Annotated in this window: 16 protein-coding genes and 1 pseudogene; 8 read left to right on the top strand and 9 right to left on the bottom strand. The window is 71.9% G+C overall.

The window, feature by feature from the left end; genetic code table 11:
- The first annotated feature begins 1 nt into the window (after position 1).
- Both ACGFX9_RS35650 and ACGFX9_RS35645 read left to right on the top strand, forming a co-directional pair.
- The gene (locus ACGFX9_RS35650; protein ID WP_393483076.1) at positions 2–3235 is read left to right on the top strand and encodes an ATP-binding cassette domain-containing protein; all 3234 of its coding nucleotides are present in this window, start codon (positions 2–4) and stop codon (positions 3233–3235) included.
- Between the two features lie 47 nt (positions 3236–3282).
- Positions 3283–3960 carry an ATP-binding cassette domain-containing protein gene (locus ACGFX9_RS35645; RefSeq protein ID WP_393483073.1) on the top strand — a complete coding sequence of 226 codons (678 nt, stop codon included), beginning with the start codon at positions 3283–3285 and terminating at the stop codon, positions 3958–3960.
- Here ACGFX9_RS35645 and ACGFX9_RS35640 read toward each other — a convergent pair.
- Together ACGFX9_RS35640 and ACGFX9_RS35635 are read right to left on the bottom strand one after the other, a co-directional pair.
- A complete protein-coding gene (locus ACGFX9_RS35640) occupies positions 3953–4603 on the bottom strand; it encodes a transglycosylase family protein (RefSeq protein WP_393483070.1) in 651 nt (216 codons plus the stop codon). The genes ACGFX9_RS35645 and ACGFX9_RS35640 overlap by 8 nt on opposite strands.
- Before the next feature lie 162 nt (positions 4604–4765).
- Positions 4766–5416, bottom strand: a complete 651-nt coding sequence (locus tag ACGFX9_RS35635) for a transglycosylase family protein (protein WP_393483067.1) — start codon at positions 5414–5416, stop codon at positions 4766–4768.
- A 528-nt stretch (positions 5417–5944) separates the two neighbouring features.
- Here ACGFX9_RS35635 and ACGFX9_RS35630 point away from each other — a divergent pair.
- Together ACGFX9_RS35630 and ACGFX9_RS35625 are read left to right on the top strand one after the other, a co-directional pair.
- Positions 5945–6748: a hypothetical protein gene (locus ACGFX9_RS35630; RefSeq protein ID WP_393483064.1), complete on the top strand. Its 804-nt coding sequence runs from the start codon at positions 5945–5947 to the stop codon at positions 6746–6748.
- Positions 6749–6896: 148 nt separating this feature from the next.
- Positions 6897–7196, top strand: a complete 300-nt coding sequence (locus ACGFX9_RS35625; protein WP_393483061.1) for a hypothetical protein — start codon at positions 6897–6899, stop codon at positions 7194–7196.
- Positions 7197–7281: 85 nt separating this feature from the next.
- Here the strand turns inward: ACGFX9_RS35625 and der are convergent, their stop codons facing one another.
- From der to aroH, 5 genes are all read right to left on the bottom strand, one after another.
- Complete coding sequence (gene der, locus ACGFX9_RS35620; protein ID WP_393483058.1) at positions 7282–8754, bottom strand: ribosome biogenesis GTPase Der; 1473 nt, start codon at positions 8752–8754, stop codon at positions 7282–7284.
- 70 nt (positions 8755–8824) lie between these two features.
- Positions 8825–9511, bottom strand: coding sequence for a lysophospholipid acyltransferase family protein (locus ACGFX9_RS35615; RefSeq protein WP_393483055.1), 687 nt, complete (start codon positions 9509–9511; stop codon positions 8825–8827).
- Positions 9469–10164 (bottom strand): (d)CMP kinase, encoded by a 696-nt coding sequence (gene cmk, locus ACGFX9_RS35610; protein WP_393483052.1) that lies wholly within the window; start codon positions 10162–10164, stop codon positions 9469–9471. The genes ACGFX9_RS35615 and cmk overlap by 43 nt, the downstream gene beginning before the upstream one ends.
- 133 nt (positions 10165–10297) lie before the next feature.
- Complete coding sequence (locus tag ACGFX9_RS35605; RefSeq protein WP_393483049.1) at positions 10298–11383, bottom strand: prephenate dehydrogenase; 1086 nt, start codon at positions 11381–11383, stop codon at positions 10298–10300.
- On the bottom strand, positions 11380–11742 hold the full coding sequence (gene aroH, locus ACGFX9_RS35600) for a chorismate mutase (RefSeq protein WP_393483046.1): 363 nt from the start codon (positions 11740–11742) through the stop codon (positions 11380–11382). Before aroH ends, ACGFX9_RS35605 begins: the two co-directional genes overlap by 4 nt.
- A 282-nt stretch (positions 11743–12024) precedes the next feature.
- Here aroH and ACGFX9_RS35595 point away from each other — a divergent pair, with 282 nt between their 5' ends.
- The 4 genes and pseudogenes from ACGFX9_RS35595 to ACGFX9_RS35580 form a co-directional block, all read left to right on the top strand.
- Entirely contained in the window at positions 12025–12705 is a 681-nt protein-coding gene (locus ACGFX9_RS35595) for a hypothetical protein (RefSeq protein ID WP_393483044.1), read from the top strand.
- A gap of 28 nt (positions 12706–12733) precedes the next feature.
- The gene (locus ACGFX9_RS35590; RefSeq protein WP_393483042.1) at positions 12734–13327 is read left to right on the top strand and encodes a DUF6529 family protein; all 594 of its coding nucleotides are present in this window, start codon (positions 12734–12736) and stop codon (positions 13325–13327) included.
- Positions 13324–13785 (top strand): Rieske 2Fe-2S domain-containing protein, encoded by a 462-nt coding sequence (locus tag ACGFX9_RS35585; RefSeq protein WP_393483039.1) that lies wholly within the window; start codon positions 13324–13326, stop codon positions 13783–13785. The genes ACGFX9_RS35590 and ACGFX9_RS35585 overlap by 4 nt, the downstream gene beginning before the upstream one ends.
- A 26-nt stretch (positions 13786–13811) precedes the next feature.
- Positions 13812–13904: pseudogene (locus tag ACGFX9_RS35580) on the top strand (nucleotidyltransferase); the annotation flags it as partial.
- Positions 13905–13914: 10 nt separating this feature from the next.
- Here the strand turns inward: ACGFX9_RS35580 and ACGFX9_RS35575 are convergent.
- Both ACGFX9_RS35575 and ACGFX9_RS35570 read right to left on the bottom strand, forming a co-directional pair.
- Positions 13915–14922, bottom strand: a complete 1008-nt coding sequence (locus ACGFX9_RS35575; RefSeq protein WP_393483036.1) for an ADP-ribosylglycohydrolase family protein — start codon at positions 14920–14922, stop codon at positions 13915–13917.
- Positions 14919–15647, bottom strand: a complete 729-nt coding sequence (locus tag ACGFX9_RS35570; protein WP_393483033.1) for an NUDIX domain-containing protein — start codon at positions 15645–15647, stop codon at positions 14919–14921. Before ACGFX9_RS35570 ends, ACGFX9_RS35575 begins: the two co-directional genes overlap by 4 nt.
- Positions 15648–15717: the final 70 nt, after the last annotated feature.

The raw sequence follows: 15717 nt of genomic DNA, 5'->3' as shown, positions 1-15717 counted from the left end.
GGTGGCCTCCCTGAGCTACGACCTGACACTGGCCGGGCTCGCGATCGGCAGCGCGGCGGCCCTCACCGGCATCGGCCTGATCGTCACGTACCGCGCCACCGGTGTGCTCAACTTCGCGCACGGCGCGATCGCGATGGTCTGCGCGTACGTCCTGCGCCAGCTGACGGTGGACTGGAACTGGCCGCTTCCACTCGCCACAGCGGTCACGCTCCTCCTGGTGGCCCCGGCCATCGGCCTCCTCCTGGAGAAGGCGGTCTTCCGCCCCCTGTCGGTCCTGGGCAGCGACCCGGCCCAGACCCTGGTGGCGTCCATCGGCGTCTTCATCCTCCTGGTCGGGGGCGCCGCCCTGATCTGGGGCCAAGGAGCGCGGGCCGACGCCCCCACCCTCGTATCGGCGGACCCCTGGACGCCGTTGGCAGTGACGATCGTCCTCGCCGCGACGGTCTGGGCGGTCACGCGCTGGACCCGCTTCGGCAGCGAGCTGCGGGCCGTGGTCGACAACCGGCCCCTCGCGGTCCTCAGCGGAATCGACGCGGACCGGGTGGCGTCGGCGGGCTGGGCGTTCGGCGCGTTCACGGCGGGCCTCACCGGCGCGCTGCTCGCCCCCTTCGTACGACTCGACCCCTACGGCATGCCGCTCCTTGTCATGGAGGTGGTGGCCGTCGCCGTGGCGGCCCGCATGCGGAGCCTGCTCGTGGCGGTGGTGGCGGCACTCGGCCTGGGGGTGGCCCAGAGCCAGCTGACACGCTTTCACCCGGGCGGCCGGGCAGAACCCCTCCTCCAGGCGCTGGGCGCCAACCTCTTCGTGGTGGCCCTGCTCGTCACCGCGCTCGCGCTCCCGGGCATCGGCTCGCGGAACATGCTGCCCCGCACGGCGACTGCGCGGGTGTCCGTGCCGCCGGGGGCGTGGATCGTGGCGGGGGTCCTCTTCCTCATCCCGCTGGGCTTCGCGGGCTCGGACCTCACTACGTCCGTGCAGGTCCCGGCCCTTGCGGTGATCCTCCTCTCGCTGGTGATCGTCACCGGCAGGGGCGGCCAGATCTCCCTCGGCCAGGCGGCGTACGCGGGTCTCGGCGCCCTGTTCACGGCGCTCCTGGCGGCGGGCCGCTTCCCCGGCCTGCCGCCGCTCCCCCACCTCCCCGCCCTGGCCGTTGCCGTACTCCTGGTGGCGCCCCTCGGCCTCCTCACCGGCTGGCCCGCGATCAGCCGCCGCGGCCTCGCGCTCGCCCTGGCGACGTTCGCGGTCGGCGTCGGCGTCAGCCGCTTCGTCTTCGCCCAGCCGTACGCGACGTCGGGCCTGGCCCTGGAGCGGCCCGCCGGCTTCGGCGGCGACCGCGCGTACTACGTACTGGAACTGGTCCTGCTCGCCGCGGCGTTGCTGTTCGCCGCCGGCATGCGCAGGGGCCGCATGGGGCGCGCGCTGGCCGCGATGCGGGATCACGAGGCGGGGGCGGCGGCGGCCGGCGTTCCGGTACGCACCCTGAAGCTCACGGCCTTCGTGGCCGGGGCCGCGCTTGCCGCGCTCGGCGGCGGGATGCTGGCGATGGGCCTGCGGGCCTTCGACCCCACCGCGTACGACCCCGTGCGCGGGCTCCTGTGGTTCGCGGCGGTAGTGGTCCTTGGCGCGGACAGTCTCCTGGGGGCGTTGGTGGCGGCGGCGCTGCTTGTGGGGCTTGATGCGGGGGCGCGGGGCGGGGTGGCCGCGGCGTTGATCGGGGTCCTTGCGGTGCTGCTGGGCCGCTTTCCCGGGGGCTTGTACGAGGCGCTGCGGCTGGCCGCGGCCGGCCTGGCCCGCCGCCCCTCGCTCACCCCCCTGGGCAGGGGGGTCCGCGGCGCTCTGCCCCAGCCTGGGCCGGGGTCCCGCCGTCCCTCGCCACGGCCGAACGGACTCCCCCGCCGCGCCCGCATCACACCGTGGCCGAACAAGCTCCCCCACCCACCCGCCCGTTCACCCCGCGGCACCCCCTCAACGAACAAGCTTTCCCACCCACCCACCCGATTGCCCCACAGCACCACCTCAACGAACGAGCTTTCCGACAGCGCCCCGCAGACACCGACGCACCGGCAGCGGACGAACAACCCGCCCCACCCACCCGACCGAATGCCCAACACCGCCACCACCGACGACAGCCCGCAGTCACCGACGCGACGCGAGCGGCCGAACGAGCCATCCCGCCCACCCGGCCCAATGCCCGGCACCGCCACCACCGACAACGGCCCGCAGACGCCCGTGCGACGCGAGGAGACCGGTAGCGGCACCCCCCATGGCGACCCGCAGACGCCAGCGCGACGCGACGGGGCGTCCCACGACGGCCCGCAGGCGCCCACGCGACGCGACGGGGCCGGTAGCGGAGCCACCCACGACAGCCCGCAGTCGCCGACGCGGCCCGAGGGGACGTGGCGGTATTTCCGCCCGGAGCACGGTTCGTGGCACTCCGGGAGCGAAGTGGCAACGCGGCCACCGGACGATGGCGAGGACGGACATACCGGCGCGGCCCCGCCCCCAAGACGGACCCGAGGCGAAGACCCGCACCCTCACGACCCTCACGAGCCCGCCACCCTCACCGCCCACCACCTCACCGCCACCTACGACGGCTTCACAGCCCTGGACCGCATAGACCTCGACGTACCCCCTGGCCACATCACCGCGGTAGTAGGCCCCAACGGCGCAGGCAAGAGCACCCTCTTCCACTGCCTCGCCGGCACCCTCCGCCCCGACTCCGGCCGCATCACCCTCGGCTGCCGCGACCTCACCCACGCCCCCGCCCACACCCGAACCCGGCTCGGCATAGCCCGCACGTTCCAGCAACTGGCCGTCTTCCCGTCCCTGACGATCACGGAGAACGTCCAAGTAGGCGCGGAACAGGGCAGATGCCAACACCCCCAAGCCACCACCCAGGCCCTCCGCCTCCTCTCCCTCCACGACGACACCCGCCACCACCCCGCAGCCAACCTCCCCACCGGCACCCTCAGACGCGTAGAACTGGCCCGAGCCCTGGCAGGCCACCCCCACACCCTCCTCCTGGACGAGCCCACCGCAGGCCTGGACACCGCCGAAGTATCCGCCCTGGCCCGCATCCTGAAGGCCCTCGCAGCCGACGGCATGGCCCTCCTGGTGGTCGAGCACGACCTGGACCTGGTGGCGGACCTTGCCGACACGGTCCACGTCATGACGGCGGGCCGCATCATCGCGTCGGGCCCGGCGGACGAGGTTCTCCACAGGGCGACCCCATGAGGACAAGAGACCCACGAGGACACGGCACCCATGACGACAACGCATCCATGAGAACCGGCATCGAACTCCACCAGGCCCGCGTCCACTACGGCCCCTTGGAAGCCCTGCACGGAGTGACCCTCGCCGCCCCTTCCCCCGGCCTCACGATCCTCCTGGGCCGCAACGGCTCGGGCCGCACCACAGCCCTGCGCGCCCTGGCCGGCACGGCCCCCCTCACCACCGGCACCGTCACCTGGGACGGAACCGACGTCACCCACCTCTCCGCGCATGAACGCGCGCGGCGGGGCCTGGCCTTCGTACCGGAGGGGCAAGCGGTGTTCGGCCACCTCACGGTCGACGAGAACCTCCATCTGTACGGCGGTGGTGGTCCCAAGGCCGACATCACCCCAGCCCTGAAGGCGTACCCCGAGCTACGCCCCCTCCTCCCCCGCCGAGCAGGCACCCTCTCCGGCGGAGAACAACGCATGCTGGCCCTGACCCGCACCCTCCTGGCGGCCCACGCCCGGGTGACCCTCATAGACGAACCCGTCCAGGCCATGTCCCCCACCACCGCGGCCCGCACCTACGAACTCCTCACCTCCCTCAGTGCCCACACCTGCGTCGTCACCGCAGAACAACGCTTGCCGCCCGGCCTGCGTGAACACGCGAGCCGGACGGCAGTGGTGGTGCACGAACTGCGCCGCGGCGCAGTGGCATTCAGCGGCGAGGCGAGTGAACTCAGCTGACAGAATCGGCCTCGGTCCGCGCCGCCTTCTTCGGGATGACCAGCCGGGTGCCGACACCCAGCTCGCCGGGACGGCTTCCGACAGTTTCGCGGTTGACCTCGTACAGGCCCTTCCACCCGCCCTTCAGCTCGTACTCGCGAGCGATGGAACTCAGCGTCTCCCCGGCCTTCACCACGTGCACCACGCCCCAGCCCTCACGGATGTCCTTGGGGATCTTCTTCGAACACGTGGGCCAAGCCTTCCAGCCCTGCACACGCAGCACCTTCTCGGCGACCTTGACCTGTTCCTTGCGCGTGGCGAGATCGGCACGCGGCGCGTACTTGAGGCCGCCGTACTCCTCCCAGGTGGACTGCCGGAACTGCAGCCCTCCGTAGAAGCCGTTCCCGGTGTTCACATGCCACCGCCCGTTGCTCTCGCACTGCGCGAGGCAGCTCCACGGCCCCTCCGTCCGGGAGCAGTCGTACGCGGCGGAGGCCTTGCCGGGCCCCGGCGAGGGCAGCGGCGGCACCGCGGCCGCGGACGCAGACGTAGACGCGGAAGCGGAAGCGGAAGCGGAGAACGGCAGCAGCAGCGAGGAGACGGCCGCGACGACCAGACCAGCGGGCCACAACGACCGAGGACTCTTGATCGGCATCGGATACATCCGGCAAAGCTAGGCAGCGCCGCCGCGCCGCCTAGCCGTGCCGCGCCGCGACGGACACGGCCCCACCCGGTCGGACGACCGGGCGGGGCCAAGCCCTGAGCCATACAGCGGCCGGCCCTGAGCCGTACAGCGCCCCAAGGCGTCAGCCGCACACAGCGGAACTCAGAGTTCGAGCCGCTGCCCCGGCACGATCACGTTCGGATCGCCGCCGACGACCGCCTTGTTGGCGGCGTAGACCTTGTGCCAGTTGACGCCGTGCGCCGACGCGATCCGGCTGAGGGTGTCCCCCTGCCGGACGGTGTAGTCACCGCGCCCCGAACCCCGGTCGGCATGACCCGGCGCGCTGCGGGGCTGCTGCACGGCCTTGGGCGCCCTGGGCGCCTTCGTGGCCTTGGGGGCGGCCTGAGCCGCCTTGGGAGCGGCAGGCGCCGCCTTGGGAGCCGCTGCCCCCGGCGCACCGCCGGACGCCCCGGCCCGCGCCGAGCAACTCGGCCACGCGCCCCACCCCTGAGCACGCTGGACCTTCGTGGCGACAGCGATCTGCTGCGCCTTGGACGCCCTGTCGGCGGTCGCCGCATAGGCGCCTCCGCCGTAAGCACGCCAGGTACCGGCGGAGAACTGGAGCCCTCCGTAGTAGCCGTTACCTGTGTTGATCTGCCAGTTTCCGCCGCTCTCGCACCGGGCGATGCGATCCCATACTCCGCTGTCCGCCGCTTGGGCCTGGCCTGTGGCGGTGAGCAGTCCCAGCGGGGCGAGCAACGCCGCTCCGCCGATCACTGCTGTCCTGCGAACGTACTTGGGACGTGCGGACATGAATATCCCTCTCGAAGGACCCGGGCTCCCCCAGGTGTCCCGGGCCCCTGGCGCATCTGACGCCGAAGGCCCGTCCACCCCGTCCGCCGGGGTTCGGCACGCGTTCGTGCCGTGGTGCTCGAGCTGGCTGCTGGTGCGGCCGGCGGACGTACCCGAGCGGTGCTCGCTGCACACAGCGGTGGAATCTAGGCGCCCGCTCAGCCCGATATCAACCAACTCCTTGTCATTCCAGGCCAGTTGACTGTTACCGGGAGTATCGGCGAATTTCAGCCAGCCACTTAATACGCTGATTTCCATATTTGTCGACCTGTCGCCACAGCGATCTGTGACTCGGGTCACCGGAGCAACTTCCTTGCCCCCAGCAGCTGTTGGCGCGGAGTGACACATTCCGCCGGGCAACTCACCCTCTGCTGCGGATGGTTCGATTCCGTTCGCCTTCGCGCGTGACTTGCGCCACTGATCGCCCGTTGTCTTCTTTATGAGCCGGGCACCCCCCGGTCCCCACGCAACGAATCCGAGGAGCCCCCCGTGCCGCGCATGCTCGACGTCGGCGACGACGTACGCGCCGAGATCGGCGACGAAGAAGCCGACCGGCTGCTCGCCGGAGAAAACGCCCCGGGCAGTTACGACTGCACCTCCTGCCGCACCCCCGGCGACTCGGAGCAGGAACGCACCAGCACGGTCCTGTTCATCGGCGACGAGACCGCCGTGCTGGCCTTCGCCCACGCCACCTGCCTGCCCTCCCAGATCGTCCAGGTCTCCGAGGAGCAGCTGCAGGGTGCCGTGCGCTCGATCACCGGCGAGGACGGCACCGGCCTCGCCGAAGGGATCCCCGGCCCCGGCGAAGGAACCCCCGACCAGGCGGTCCTGGGCGTGACCAGCGGACTCGTCCTCATCGACGGCGAGCTGCGGCCGGCGCTCGTGGTCGAGCCGACCGGCGCCATCGCCCGCCCCGGCTCCGCGCCCGGCGGCGGCGACGACTTCCTGTCGCTCCTGGTCGAGCAGGGCTTCACGCCGGTGGCCTCGCTCGACGGCGTACCGCCCGTGCTGCACGGCTGGTCGGTGCTGCTCGCCATGGGGCAGCTGCACGCGGTGCTGCAGCCCGGCACCGGCGGCGGCGCCCCCGTCGCCTGGTGGCAGGCGCACCACCCGCTCCAGGTCACCGACGCCTGGCGGGCCGCGGCCAACAAGCTGCAGACGGTGCTCCTGTTCGCGGCGCCGGTCGGCTCCATCGGCCGCCAGCCCCGCGAGGACGTGCTGCGCGGCGCCCTGGACAGGGCCGCGGAGCACGGGCGCCTGGTCGCGGCGGCGATGCCGCTGGCCGGCACCTGAGCCCGAGCGGGCGCGCCGGTCACAACCCCGGCGCCCCGTGAAAGCGACGCGGCCCCCGCATCCGTACGCGCATGGTGTCGTTGGCACATACGTGCACACATACGACCCCTCCCGCCCCCGGCCCGCGTACCAGACCCCCATCCCGTCCATGCGCTCGCCGCAGGACACCGGGGGCGACCACTCGGCCACGCCGATCTACGACGCGCTCTACTCGGAGTACCGCAGGTCGTTCAAGGCCCTCCCGGGAGACCGGACCGGCGAGGAGGATCTGGGGTTCAGGTCCTTCGGCGCATCGGCGTACAGCTCGCGCCGCGGCGTCGACCGGCACGACCCGCGGTACAACACCTTCGGTCAGCTGCACGTCACGCGGTACGGCCAGGAGCAGTACGGCACGGGGCACCAGCAGGTCCCCGCGGCGCTGCCGCCGGGGCCGCGCAGGGAGCGCTGAAGCGCCTGAAGCGCCGACAGCAATGGGCTGGGCCCCGCCTTCTTAATGAAGGCGGGGCCCAGCCCATTGACGCGTGCGTCCGTGCCTACTTCTTGCGGCCGCGCTTCTCCCGCACCCGCACCGAGATGTGGATCGGCGTGCCCTCGAAGCCGAACTCCTCGCGGAGCCTGCGCTCGACGAAGCGGCGGTAGCCGTGCTCGATGAAGCCGGAGGAGAAGAGCACGAACCGCGGCGGCTTCGTGCCCGCCTGCGTGCCGAAGAGGATGCGGGGCTGCTTGCCGCCGCGGATCGGGTGCGGGTGGGATGCCACGAGCTCGCCGAGGAAGGCGTTGAGCCGCCCGGTCGGGACGCGCGTCTCCCAGCCCGCGATGGCCGTCTCGATCGCCGGGACGAGCTTCTCCATGTGGCGGCCGGTCTCGGCGGAGACGTTGACGCGGGGCGCCCACGCGACCTGGAGGAGCTCGGTCTCGATCTCCCGCTCCAGGTAGTAGCGGCGCTCCTCGTCGAGGGTGTCCCACTTGTTGAACGCGACGACGATGGCGCGGCCCGCCTCGACGGCCATCGTGACGATGCGCTGGTCCTGGACGCTGATCGGCTCGCTGGCGTCGATCAGGATGACCGCGACCTCCGCCTTCTCGACGGCGGCGGCCGTGCGCAGCGAGGCGTAGTAGTCGGCGCCCTGCTGGAGGTGGACGCGCTTGCGGATGCCCGCGGTGTCCACGAACTTCCAGACGATGCCGCCCAGCTCGATGAGCTCGTCGACCGGGTCGCGGGTGGTGCCCGCGACCTCGTTGACGACCACGCGGTTCTCGTTCGCCACCTTGTTGAGCAGCGACGACTTGCCGACGTTCGGGCGGCCGATGAGCGCGATGCGGCGCGGACCGCCGAGCGCGGTACCGAAGGTCTGGGCGGGCGCCTCGGGCAGCGCGTCAAGGACGGCGTCGAGCATGTCGCCGGTGCCACGGCCGTGCAGCGCGGATACGGGGTGCGGCTCGCCGAGGCCGAGGGCCCACAGGGCGGTGGCGTCGGCCTCGCCGGACTGGCCGTCGACCTTGTTGGCGCAGAGGACGACCGGCTTGCCGGACTTGCGCAGGAGGCGCACGACGGCTTCGTCCGTGTCGGTGGCGCCGACCGTGGCGTCCACGACGAAGACGACCGCGTCGGCCGCCTCGATCGCGTACTCGGCCTGGGCGGCCACGGAGGCGTCGATGCCGAGGACGTCCTGCTCCCAGCCGCCGGTGTCGACGAGCTTGAAGCGGCGGCCCGCCCACTCCGCCTCGTACGTCACGCGGTCGCGGGTCACGCCGGGGCGGTCCTCCACGACGGCCTCGCGGCGGCCGATGATGCGGTTGACGAGAGTCGACTTGCCGACATTGGGGCGGCCGACCACCGCGAGGGCGGGCAGCGGGCCGTGGCCCGCCTCCCCGATCGCGCCTTCGACGTCCTCGGGGTCGAAGCCCTCCTCCGCGGCGAGCTCCATGAACTCCGCGTACTCGGCATCGCCAAGCGCCCCGTGCTCGTGTTCAGCCGAGCCTTCGGGCTGGATCTGGTCGTTCATGAAGTCCGTACCTCTGTCGTGTTCGTGATCGGTGGGCCGCCTCACGACGGGCCACTACTGAAAGTCTCGCTCAGCGCCCGGTCAGGCGCCTGGCGTTCTCCAGGTGGGCGGTGAGCCGCTCCTGGATGCGCACGGTCGCCTCGTCCAGCGCCTTGCGCGTACGCCGTCCGCTGTCGTCGCCCGCTTCGAAGGGATCACCGAAGACGACGTCGACCCGGCTGCGCAGCGGGGGCAGCCCCTTCAACAACCGTCCGCGCTTCTCCGTGCTTCCCAGCACGGCGACCGGGACGATCGGCGCGCCGCTCCGTACGGCGAAGTAGGCGAGGCCCGCCCGCAGCGAGGCGAAGTCGCCCTCGCCCCGGGTGCCCTCGGGGAAGATCCCGAGGACGCCGCCGTCGTCGAGCACGCCAAGGGCGCGGGTGATCGCCGTGCGGTCGGCGATCTCGCGGTCCACCTTCACCTGCCCGATGCCGTGCAGGAAACGGTCAAGGGGCCCGATGAACGCTTCCTTCTTGATGAGGAAGTGCGTCGGCCTGGGCGCCGTGCCCATCACCATCGGCCCGTCCACGTTGTGCGAGTGGTTCACGGCCAGGATCACCGGGCCGGCCGCGGGAACCTTCCAGGCGCCAAGGACGCGGGGCTTCCACAGCCCGTACATGAGGCCGACGCCGATGCGGCGGCCGACCTCCGCTCCCCGTTCCGATGGCGCCGTTTTCACTTCGCTGCCCGCTTCTCCTCGACGAGGGTGACGACGCACTCGATGACCTGCTGCAGCGTGAGTTCGGTGGTGTCCACCTCGACGGCGTCGTCGGCCTTGGCCAGCGGGGACGTCTTGCGGCTCGAGTCGGCCGCGTCCCGCTTGATGAGCGCCTCACGCGTGGCGGCGACGTCGGCGCCCTTGAGCTCTCCGCTGCGGCGGGCGGCGCGCGCCTCGGGCGAGGCGGTGAGGAAGATCTTCAGGTCGGCGTCGGGCAGGACGGTCGTACCGATGTCGCGTCCCTCGACGACGATGCCCTTCTCCGCGGAAGCGGCGATGGAGCGCTGCAGCTCGGTGATGCGCACGCGCACCTCGGGGACGGCGCTGACGGCGCTGACCTTGGAGGTGACCTCGGTGGTGCGGATCGCCGCCGCGACGTCCGTGCCGTCGACCGTGATGGTCGGGGCGAGCGGGTCGGTGCCGGAGATGATCTCGGGCTTGCCCGCGACCGCGGCGATGGCGGTCGGGTCCGTCAGGTCTATGCCGTTGCTCACCATCCACCAGGTGATGGCCCGGTACTGGGCGCCCGTGTCCAGGTAGCTGAGGGCGAGCTGGGCGGCGACGGCCTTCGAGGTGCTCGACTTGCCCGTGCCGGAGGGTCCGTCGATGGCGACGATCACGCTTGCCGGGGCGGCGGTTTCCACGGTTTCCACGGGGTGCGGACACCTTTCTGTGTGCACAGGGCTGGAGCAGGGGCGGCCTTCCTGCCCCGGATAAGGTTACTGGCTCCCACGGACGTCTCTTACTGCCCGGTGGGACGCCCCTGTCCCGCCCGCTTCGCGGCGTCTACTGCCGGATGGCCCAGCCCCGCTCCCGCAGCGCCGCGGTGAGCACCGGCACGGCCTTCGGCTCCACCATCAGCTGGACGAGACCCGCCTGCTGGCCGGTGGCGTGCTCGATGCGTACGTCCTCGATGTTCACCCCGGCCCGGTCCGCGTCGGCGAAGATCCGCGCCAGCTGTCCCGGCTGGTCGTCGATGAGCACCGCGACGACGTCGTACGTCGCGGGCGCGGTCCCATGTTTGCCGGGTACCCGCACCTGCCCGGCGTTACCGCGCCGCAGCATGCTCTCGACGCCCGCGGCGCCCTCGCGCCGCTTGGTGTCGTCGGCCGACTGAAGCGCCCGCAGCGCCGTCACCGTCTCGTCGAGGTCGGTGGCGACGTCGGCCAGCAGATCGGCGACGGGGCCGGGGTTGGCGGACAGGATGTCGATCCACATCCGCGGGTCCGACGCGGCGATGCGCGTGACGTCACGGATGCCCTGCCCGCACAGCCGGACCGCCGTCTCCTCGGCGTTCTCAAGACGGGCGGCGACCATGCTGGAGACCAGGTGCGGCATGTGCGAGACGAGCGCGACCGCGCGGTCGTGCGCGTCGCCGTCCATGACGACCGGCACGGCACGGCAGAGGGCGACCAGCTCCAGGGCGAGGTTGAGGACCTCGGTGTCGGTGTCGCGGGTGGGCGTGAGGACCCAGGGCCGCCCCTCGAAGAGGTCGGCGGTGGCGGCGAGGGGGCCGCTGCGCTCGCGGCCCGACATGGGGTGCGTGCCGATGTACGGGGCCAGGTCGAGGCCGAGCGCCTCGAGCTCCCGGCGCGGGCCGCCCTTGACGCTCGCCACGTCGAGGTAGCCGCGGGCCGCCTCGCGCCGCATGACGTCCGCGAGCGTCGCGGCGACGTGTGCGGGGGGCACGGCGACGACGCACAGGTCGACGCGGCCCTCGGGCTCCTCGTCGGTGCCGGCGCCGAGCGCGGCGGCCGTGCGGGCCTGGCCGGGGTCGTGGTCGACGAGGTGCACGGTCACACCGCGGGATGCCAGGGCCAGGGCGGCGGAGGTGCCGATCAGGCCGGTGCCGATGACGAGGGCGGTTCTCACTGGGCGATGTCCTTGCGCAGGGTGGCCGCGGCGCCGAGGTAGACGTGCGTGATCTCGTTACGGGGCCGGTCGGACTCTATGTGCGCGAGGACACGGACGACCCGCGGCATGGCGCCCTCGATCTGCAGTTCCTGGGCACAGATCAGCGGGACGTCGACGATGCCGAGCTTGCGGGCCGCGGCGGCGGGGAAGTCGCTGTGCAGATCGGGCGTCGCGGTAAACCAGATGCTGATCAGGTTCTCCTGGGTCAGCTCGTTCCGCTCAAGGATGGCGGTGAGCAGCTCGCTGACCTGCTCGTCCATGTGGTCGGCCGCGTCCCGCTCCAGTTGGACGGCGCCCCGGACCGCTCGTACCGCCACAGTGCTGCTCCTCGCTCGCGTACGTATGACTGATGTACCGACAAGGGTAGTCAGGGCCCCGGGGACGAGCGCGCGGCGCCCGCCTGCCGAGACGGACGTCGAGTGTCTCACCGGGGCGGGATCGGCACCTCGAAGGGGCGCGGACCTCAGACCATGACAATGTCGCCCCAATCGCAGCCTGTCGCCACTTGGGCCGATTGGTGAGCGTTCACCTATGGACGCCGGGGGCACGGTCCGCTTGCATGGAGGGGCCTGCAAGGCCCACGCCTCGGGGGAGGCCGCATGAAGCGCTCAGGCCCGTTGTACACGCTTCTGGGGGGACTGCTGCTCGCCCTGTTCATGCTGTCGCTCAACGCGACCACAGGGACCGGCAATTCGTCGTACGGAGGGGACTCACCCGGCGCCGCCTCGCCCGCGCCCACGTCCTCGGCGCCCGGCAAGGGCAAAGCGTCCCCGACGCCCACGAAGAGCGCGACGAAGAGCCCGTCGAAGAAACCGCCCGCCAAGGCCGAGTACGCGGGCCGCACCGCCGACGACGCCGCAGCGGTCTCCGTCTCGATCCGTGACGGCAAGGCCATCGCGTACTACTGCGACGGCCACGACGCGGAGTCCTGGCTGAAGGGCAATGTCGAGGACGACGGCTCCATGCGCCTCACCGGCAAACATGGCGCGAAGCTGAACGGCACCCTCGCCGGCAACGCGGTCCGCGGCAAGGTCGAGATCGACAAACAGGCACGGGACTTCACCGCCGCCAGGGCGAAGAAGCCGTCCGGCCTGTACCGCGCGACCACCGAGGTGCGGGGCGCGAAGATCGACGGCGGCTGGATCGTCCTGCCCGACGGGCGGCAGGTCGGCATCCTCAAGCGTGACGGCAAGCCCCAAAAGGCCCCCCGCCTCGACCCGGACACCGGCGCCGTCATGGTCGACGGCGACCGACTCACCGCCAGCCCCGTCGTGCCCTGATTCGCTCCGCCCCGACCAGGGAGCCGCCATGAGCGTCGACCCGAACGCCGCGACACAGGGCGGCTTCGGCCCGCCACCCGCGATGGGCGACCACCGCCGCCCGCACCCAGCCCGCTATCTCGTCCCCGCTCTGGTCGCCGCGGCGGTCGCGGTGGGCCTAGGCGTGTACGGCAAGACGCACGACCCCGGGGGCACGGCGTTCAACCTCGCCGGGTTCAGCAGCACGAGCGCGGTCAAGGCCTGGCTCGGCACGACGGCGTTCGCCTTCGCGCTGGTCCAGGTCGTATCGGCGCTCATGGTGTACGGCCGTCTGCCGGGGCCGTCCTGGTCGGCGGTGGTGCACCGCTGGTCCGGCAGGATCGCGTTCCTGGTGGCGGTCCCGGTGGCTGTCCACTGTCTCTACGCGCTGGGCTATCAGACGTACTCGTCCCGGGTGATGTGGCACTCGCTGCTCGGCTGCTTCTTCTTCGGCGCGTTCAGCGCCAAGATGCTGCTGCTGCGCACCCAGAAGCTGCCCGGCTGGCTGCTTCCGCTGGTCGGCGGCCTGGTCTTCGTGGTCCTCACGGTGGTCTGGCTGACGTCGGCGCTGTGGTTCTTCCGCACGTTCGGGGTGACGACATGAGCGGCGCGACACCTACGCGGCGTACGGTCATCGCCGCGAGCGGCGCGGTCGCGCTGACCGCCGGGTGCAGCAAGTACGGCGACGAGGGCGCGGAACCGGAGCCGCCGAAGTCGGAGGCCTCCTCCTCCGAGCCGTCGAAATCGGGCGGGAAGAAGCAACCGCCGCCCAAAGGCGAGGAGTTGGCCAAGACCTCCGAGATCCCGGTCGGCGGCGGGAAGATCTTCAAGGACAAGAAGGTCGTCGTGACCCAGCCGGAGAAAGGTGACTTCAAGGCATTCTCCGCGGTCTGCACCCACTCGGGCTGCACAGTCAGCGCGGTCGAGGGGGGCACGATCAACTGCCCCTGTCACGGCAGCAAGTACCGCGTGGCGGACGCCTCCGTGGCGGACGGCCCGGCGCCACGCCCGCTCCCCCCGCGGAACATCAACGTCACCGGAAATTCGATCACGCTCGGCTAGCCCGTCCCCGTACGCTCCCCGCATGCTCCACGCGCACGCCCCTGCCCCCGGAGCCGGACCGCCGCCGGGTCGAGGACTTCCTGTTTCGTACCCGCCGCGCGTCGGCCGCCGCGGCGTGACCCGCCGGGCCTAGGCCTCCCCGTCCCACAGCGCCCCGAGCTCAAGAAGCTCACCCCGGTACTCGATCCGCTCGGCCCACTCGGCGGGCCAGGCGTCCGCGCCCAGGTGAGCGCCCGCGAAGGCCCCGGCCAGGCAGGCGATCGAGTCGGAGTCCCCCGAGGTGCAGGCGGCCCTGCGCAGGGCGGTGAGGGGTTCGCCGGGGAACATCAGGAGGCACAGCAGGCCGGTGGCGAGCGCTTCCTCGGCTATCCAGCCCGCGCCGGTGGCGAGGCAGGGGTCGGTCTCGGGGTTGGCGTCACGGAGGGCGGCTTCGAGTCGCTCCAGGACGGCGAGGCACTCGTCCCAGCCTTGGGCGATGAAGGCCTCCGGGGCCGTCGCCCCGGCGCGCGTCCACAGGTCGCCGAGCCAGCGGTGGTGGTACGTCTCCCGGTTGTCGTACGCGTAGGAGCGCAGCAGCCCCACGAGCCCCGTGAGCTCGACTCCCTGGGTGAGCAGCCGTACGGCGTGCGCGGTCAGGTCGGACGCGGCGAGCGCCGTCGGGTGGCCGTGTGTGAGCCCGGACTGCAACTGCGCGGCGCCCGCCCGCTGTTCATCGCTCAGCCCCGGGATGAACCCGAGGGGCGCGACCCGCATGTTGGCGCCGCAGCCCTTGGAGTGCACCTGGCTCGCCTCCTCCCACGGCTTCCCGGTCTTCAGGAGGTAGCAGGCCTCCAGGCAGGTGTTGCCCGGCGCCCGGTTGTTCTCCGGCGACTGGTACCACTCGACGAACTCTTCACGTACCGGCCGCTCCATCCGCTTCGGACCGAGCGGGCCGCGGTCCATGGCGGTCCGCAGACCGCGCGCAAGGGCCAGCGTCATCTGCGTGTCGTCCGTGACGATCGCGGGCCGTGGCAGCTCCATCTCCCGCCAGGGCCCGCACTTGGCGAGGATCGAGGGTACGTCGTTGAACTCGGTCGGGAAGCCGAGCGCGTCCCCGAGCGCGAGCCCGATGAGGGATCCGGTGGCGGCACGCTTCATGAGGTCTGTCCTTCCGAGGGGTTCGTCGAGGGGCGCAGGAGCGGCGGGTGCAGGGCGGCGGCCGGTCCCGCGCGGTAGAGGGCCGCCGGTTTGCCCCGGCCGCCCGTCAGACGCGCGCCGCCCGGGATCGCCTCGACGAAGCCGGACGTGCCGAGCACCTTGCGCCGGAAGTTGGCGGGGTCGAGCTCCGCGCCCCACACGCTCTCGTAGACCTGCCGCAGCTCGCCGAGGGTGAACTCGGGCGGGCAGAAGGCGGTGGCGAGGCCGGTGTACTCGAACTTGGCGCAGACGCGGTCGTGGGCGTCGGCGAGGATCCGGTCGTGGTCGAAGGCGAGCGGCCCCTGGGTGCCGTACGCCAGCCACTCCGCGCGAGCCGCGTCGCTTCCGGCGCGTGCCTCGGGCGGGTCGGGGACGAGCGCCGCGAAGGCGACCGAGACGACGCGCATGCGCGGGTCACGGTCCGGTTCGCTGTAGGTGGCCAGCTGCTCCAGGTGGAGTCCGGCGCTGTCCGCGAGGCCGGTCTCCTCGGCCAGCTCGCGCCCCGCGGCGGTCTCCGCCGACTCGTCGGGGAGCACGAATCCGCCGGGCAGTGCCCAGCGTCCCGCGTACGGTTCCTGGCCGCGCTCGACGAGCAGGACGTGCAGCCGGGTCTCGCGGACGGTGAAGACGGCGAGGTCGACGGTGACGGCGAACGGCTCGAAGGCGTACTTGTCGTAGCCCTGCATGGCCCGGCCCCCTCTCTTTATGGTCAACTCGACTATAAAGAGAGGGGTGGGCGCTCCGCAAGACAGGGCA

Source organism: Streptomyces sp. NPDC048436 (genome assembly GCF_043200355.1).
GTDB lineage: Bacteria > Actinomycetota > Actinomycetes > Streptomycetales > Streptomycetaceae > Streptomyces.
This window is presented reverse-complemented; position numbering and strand designations above follow the sequence as displayed.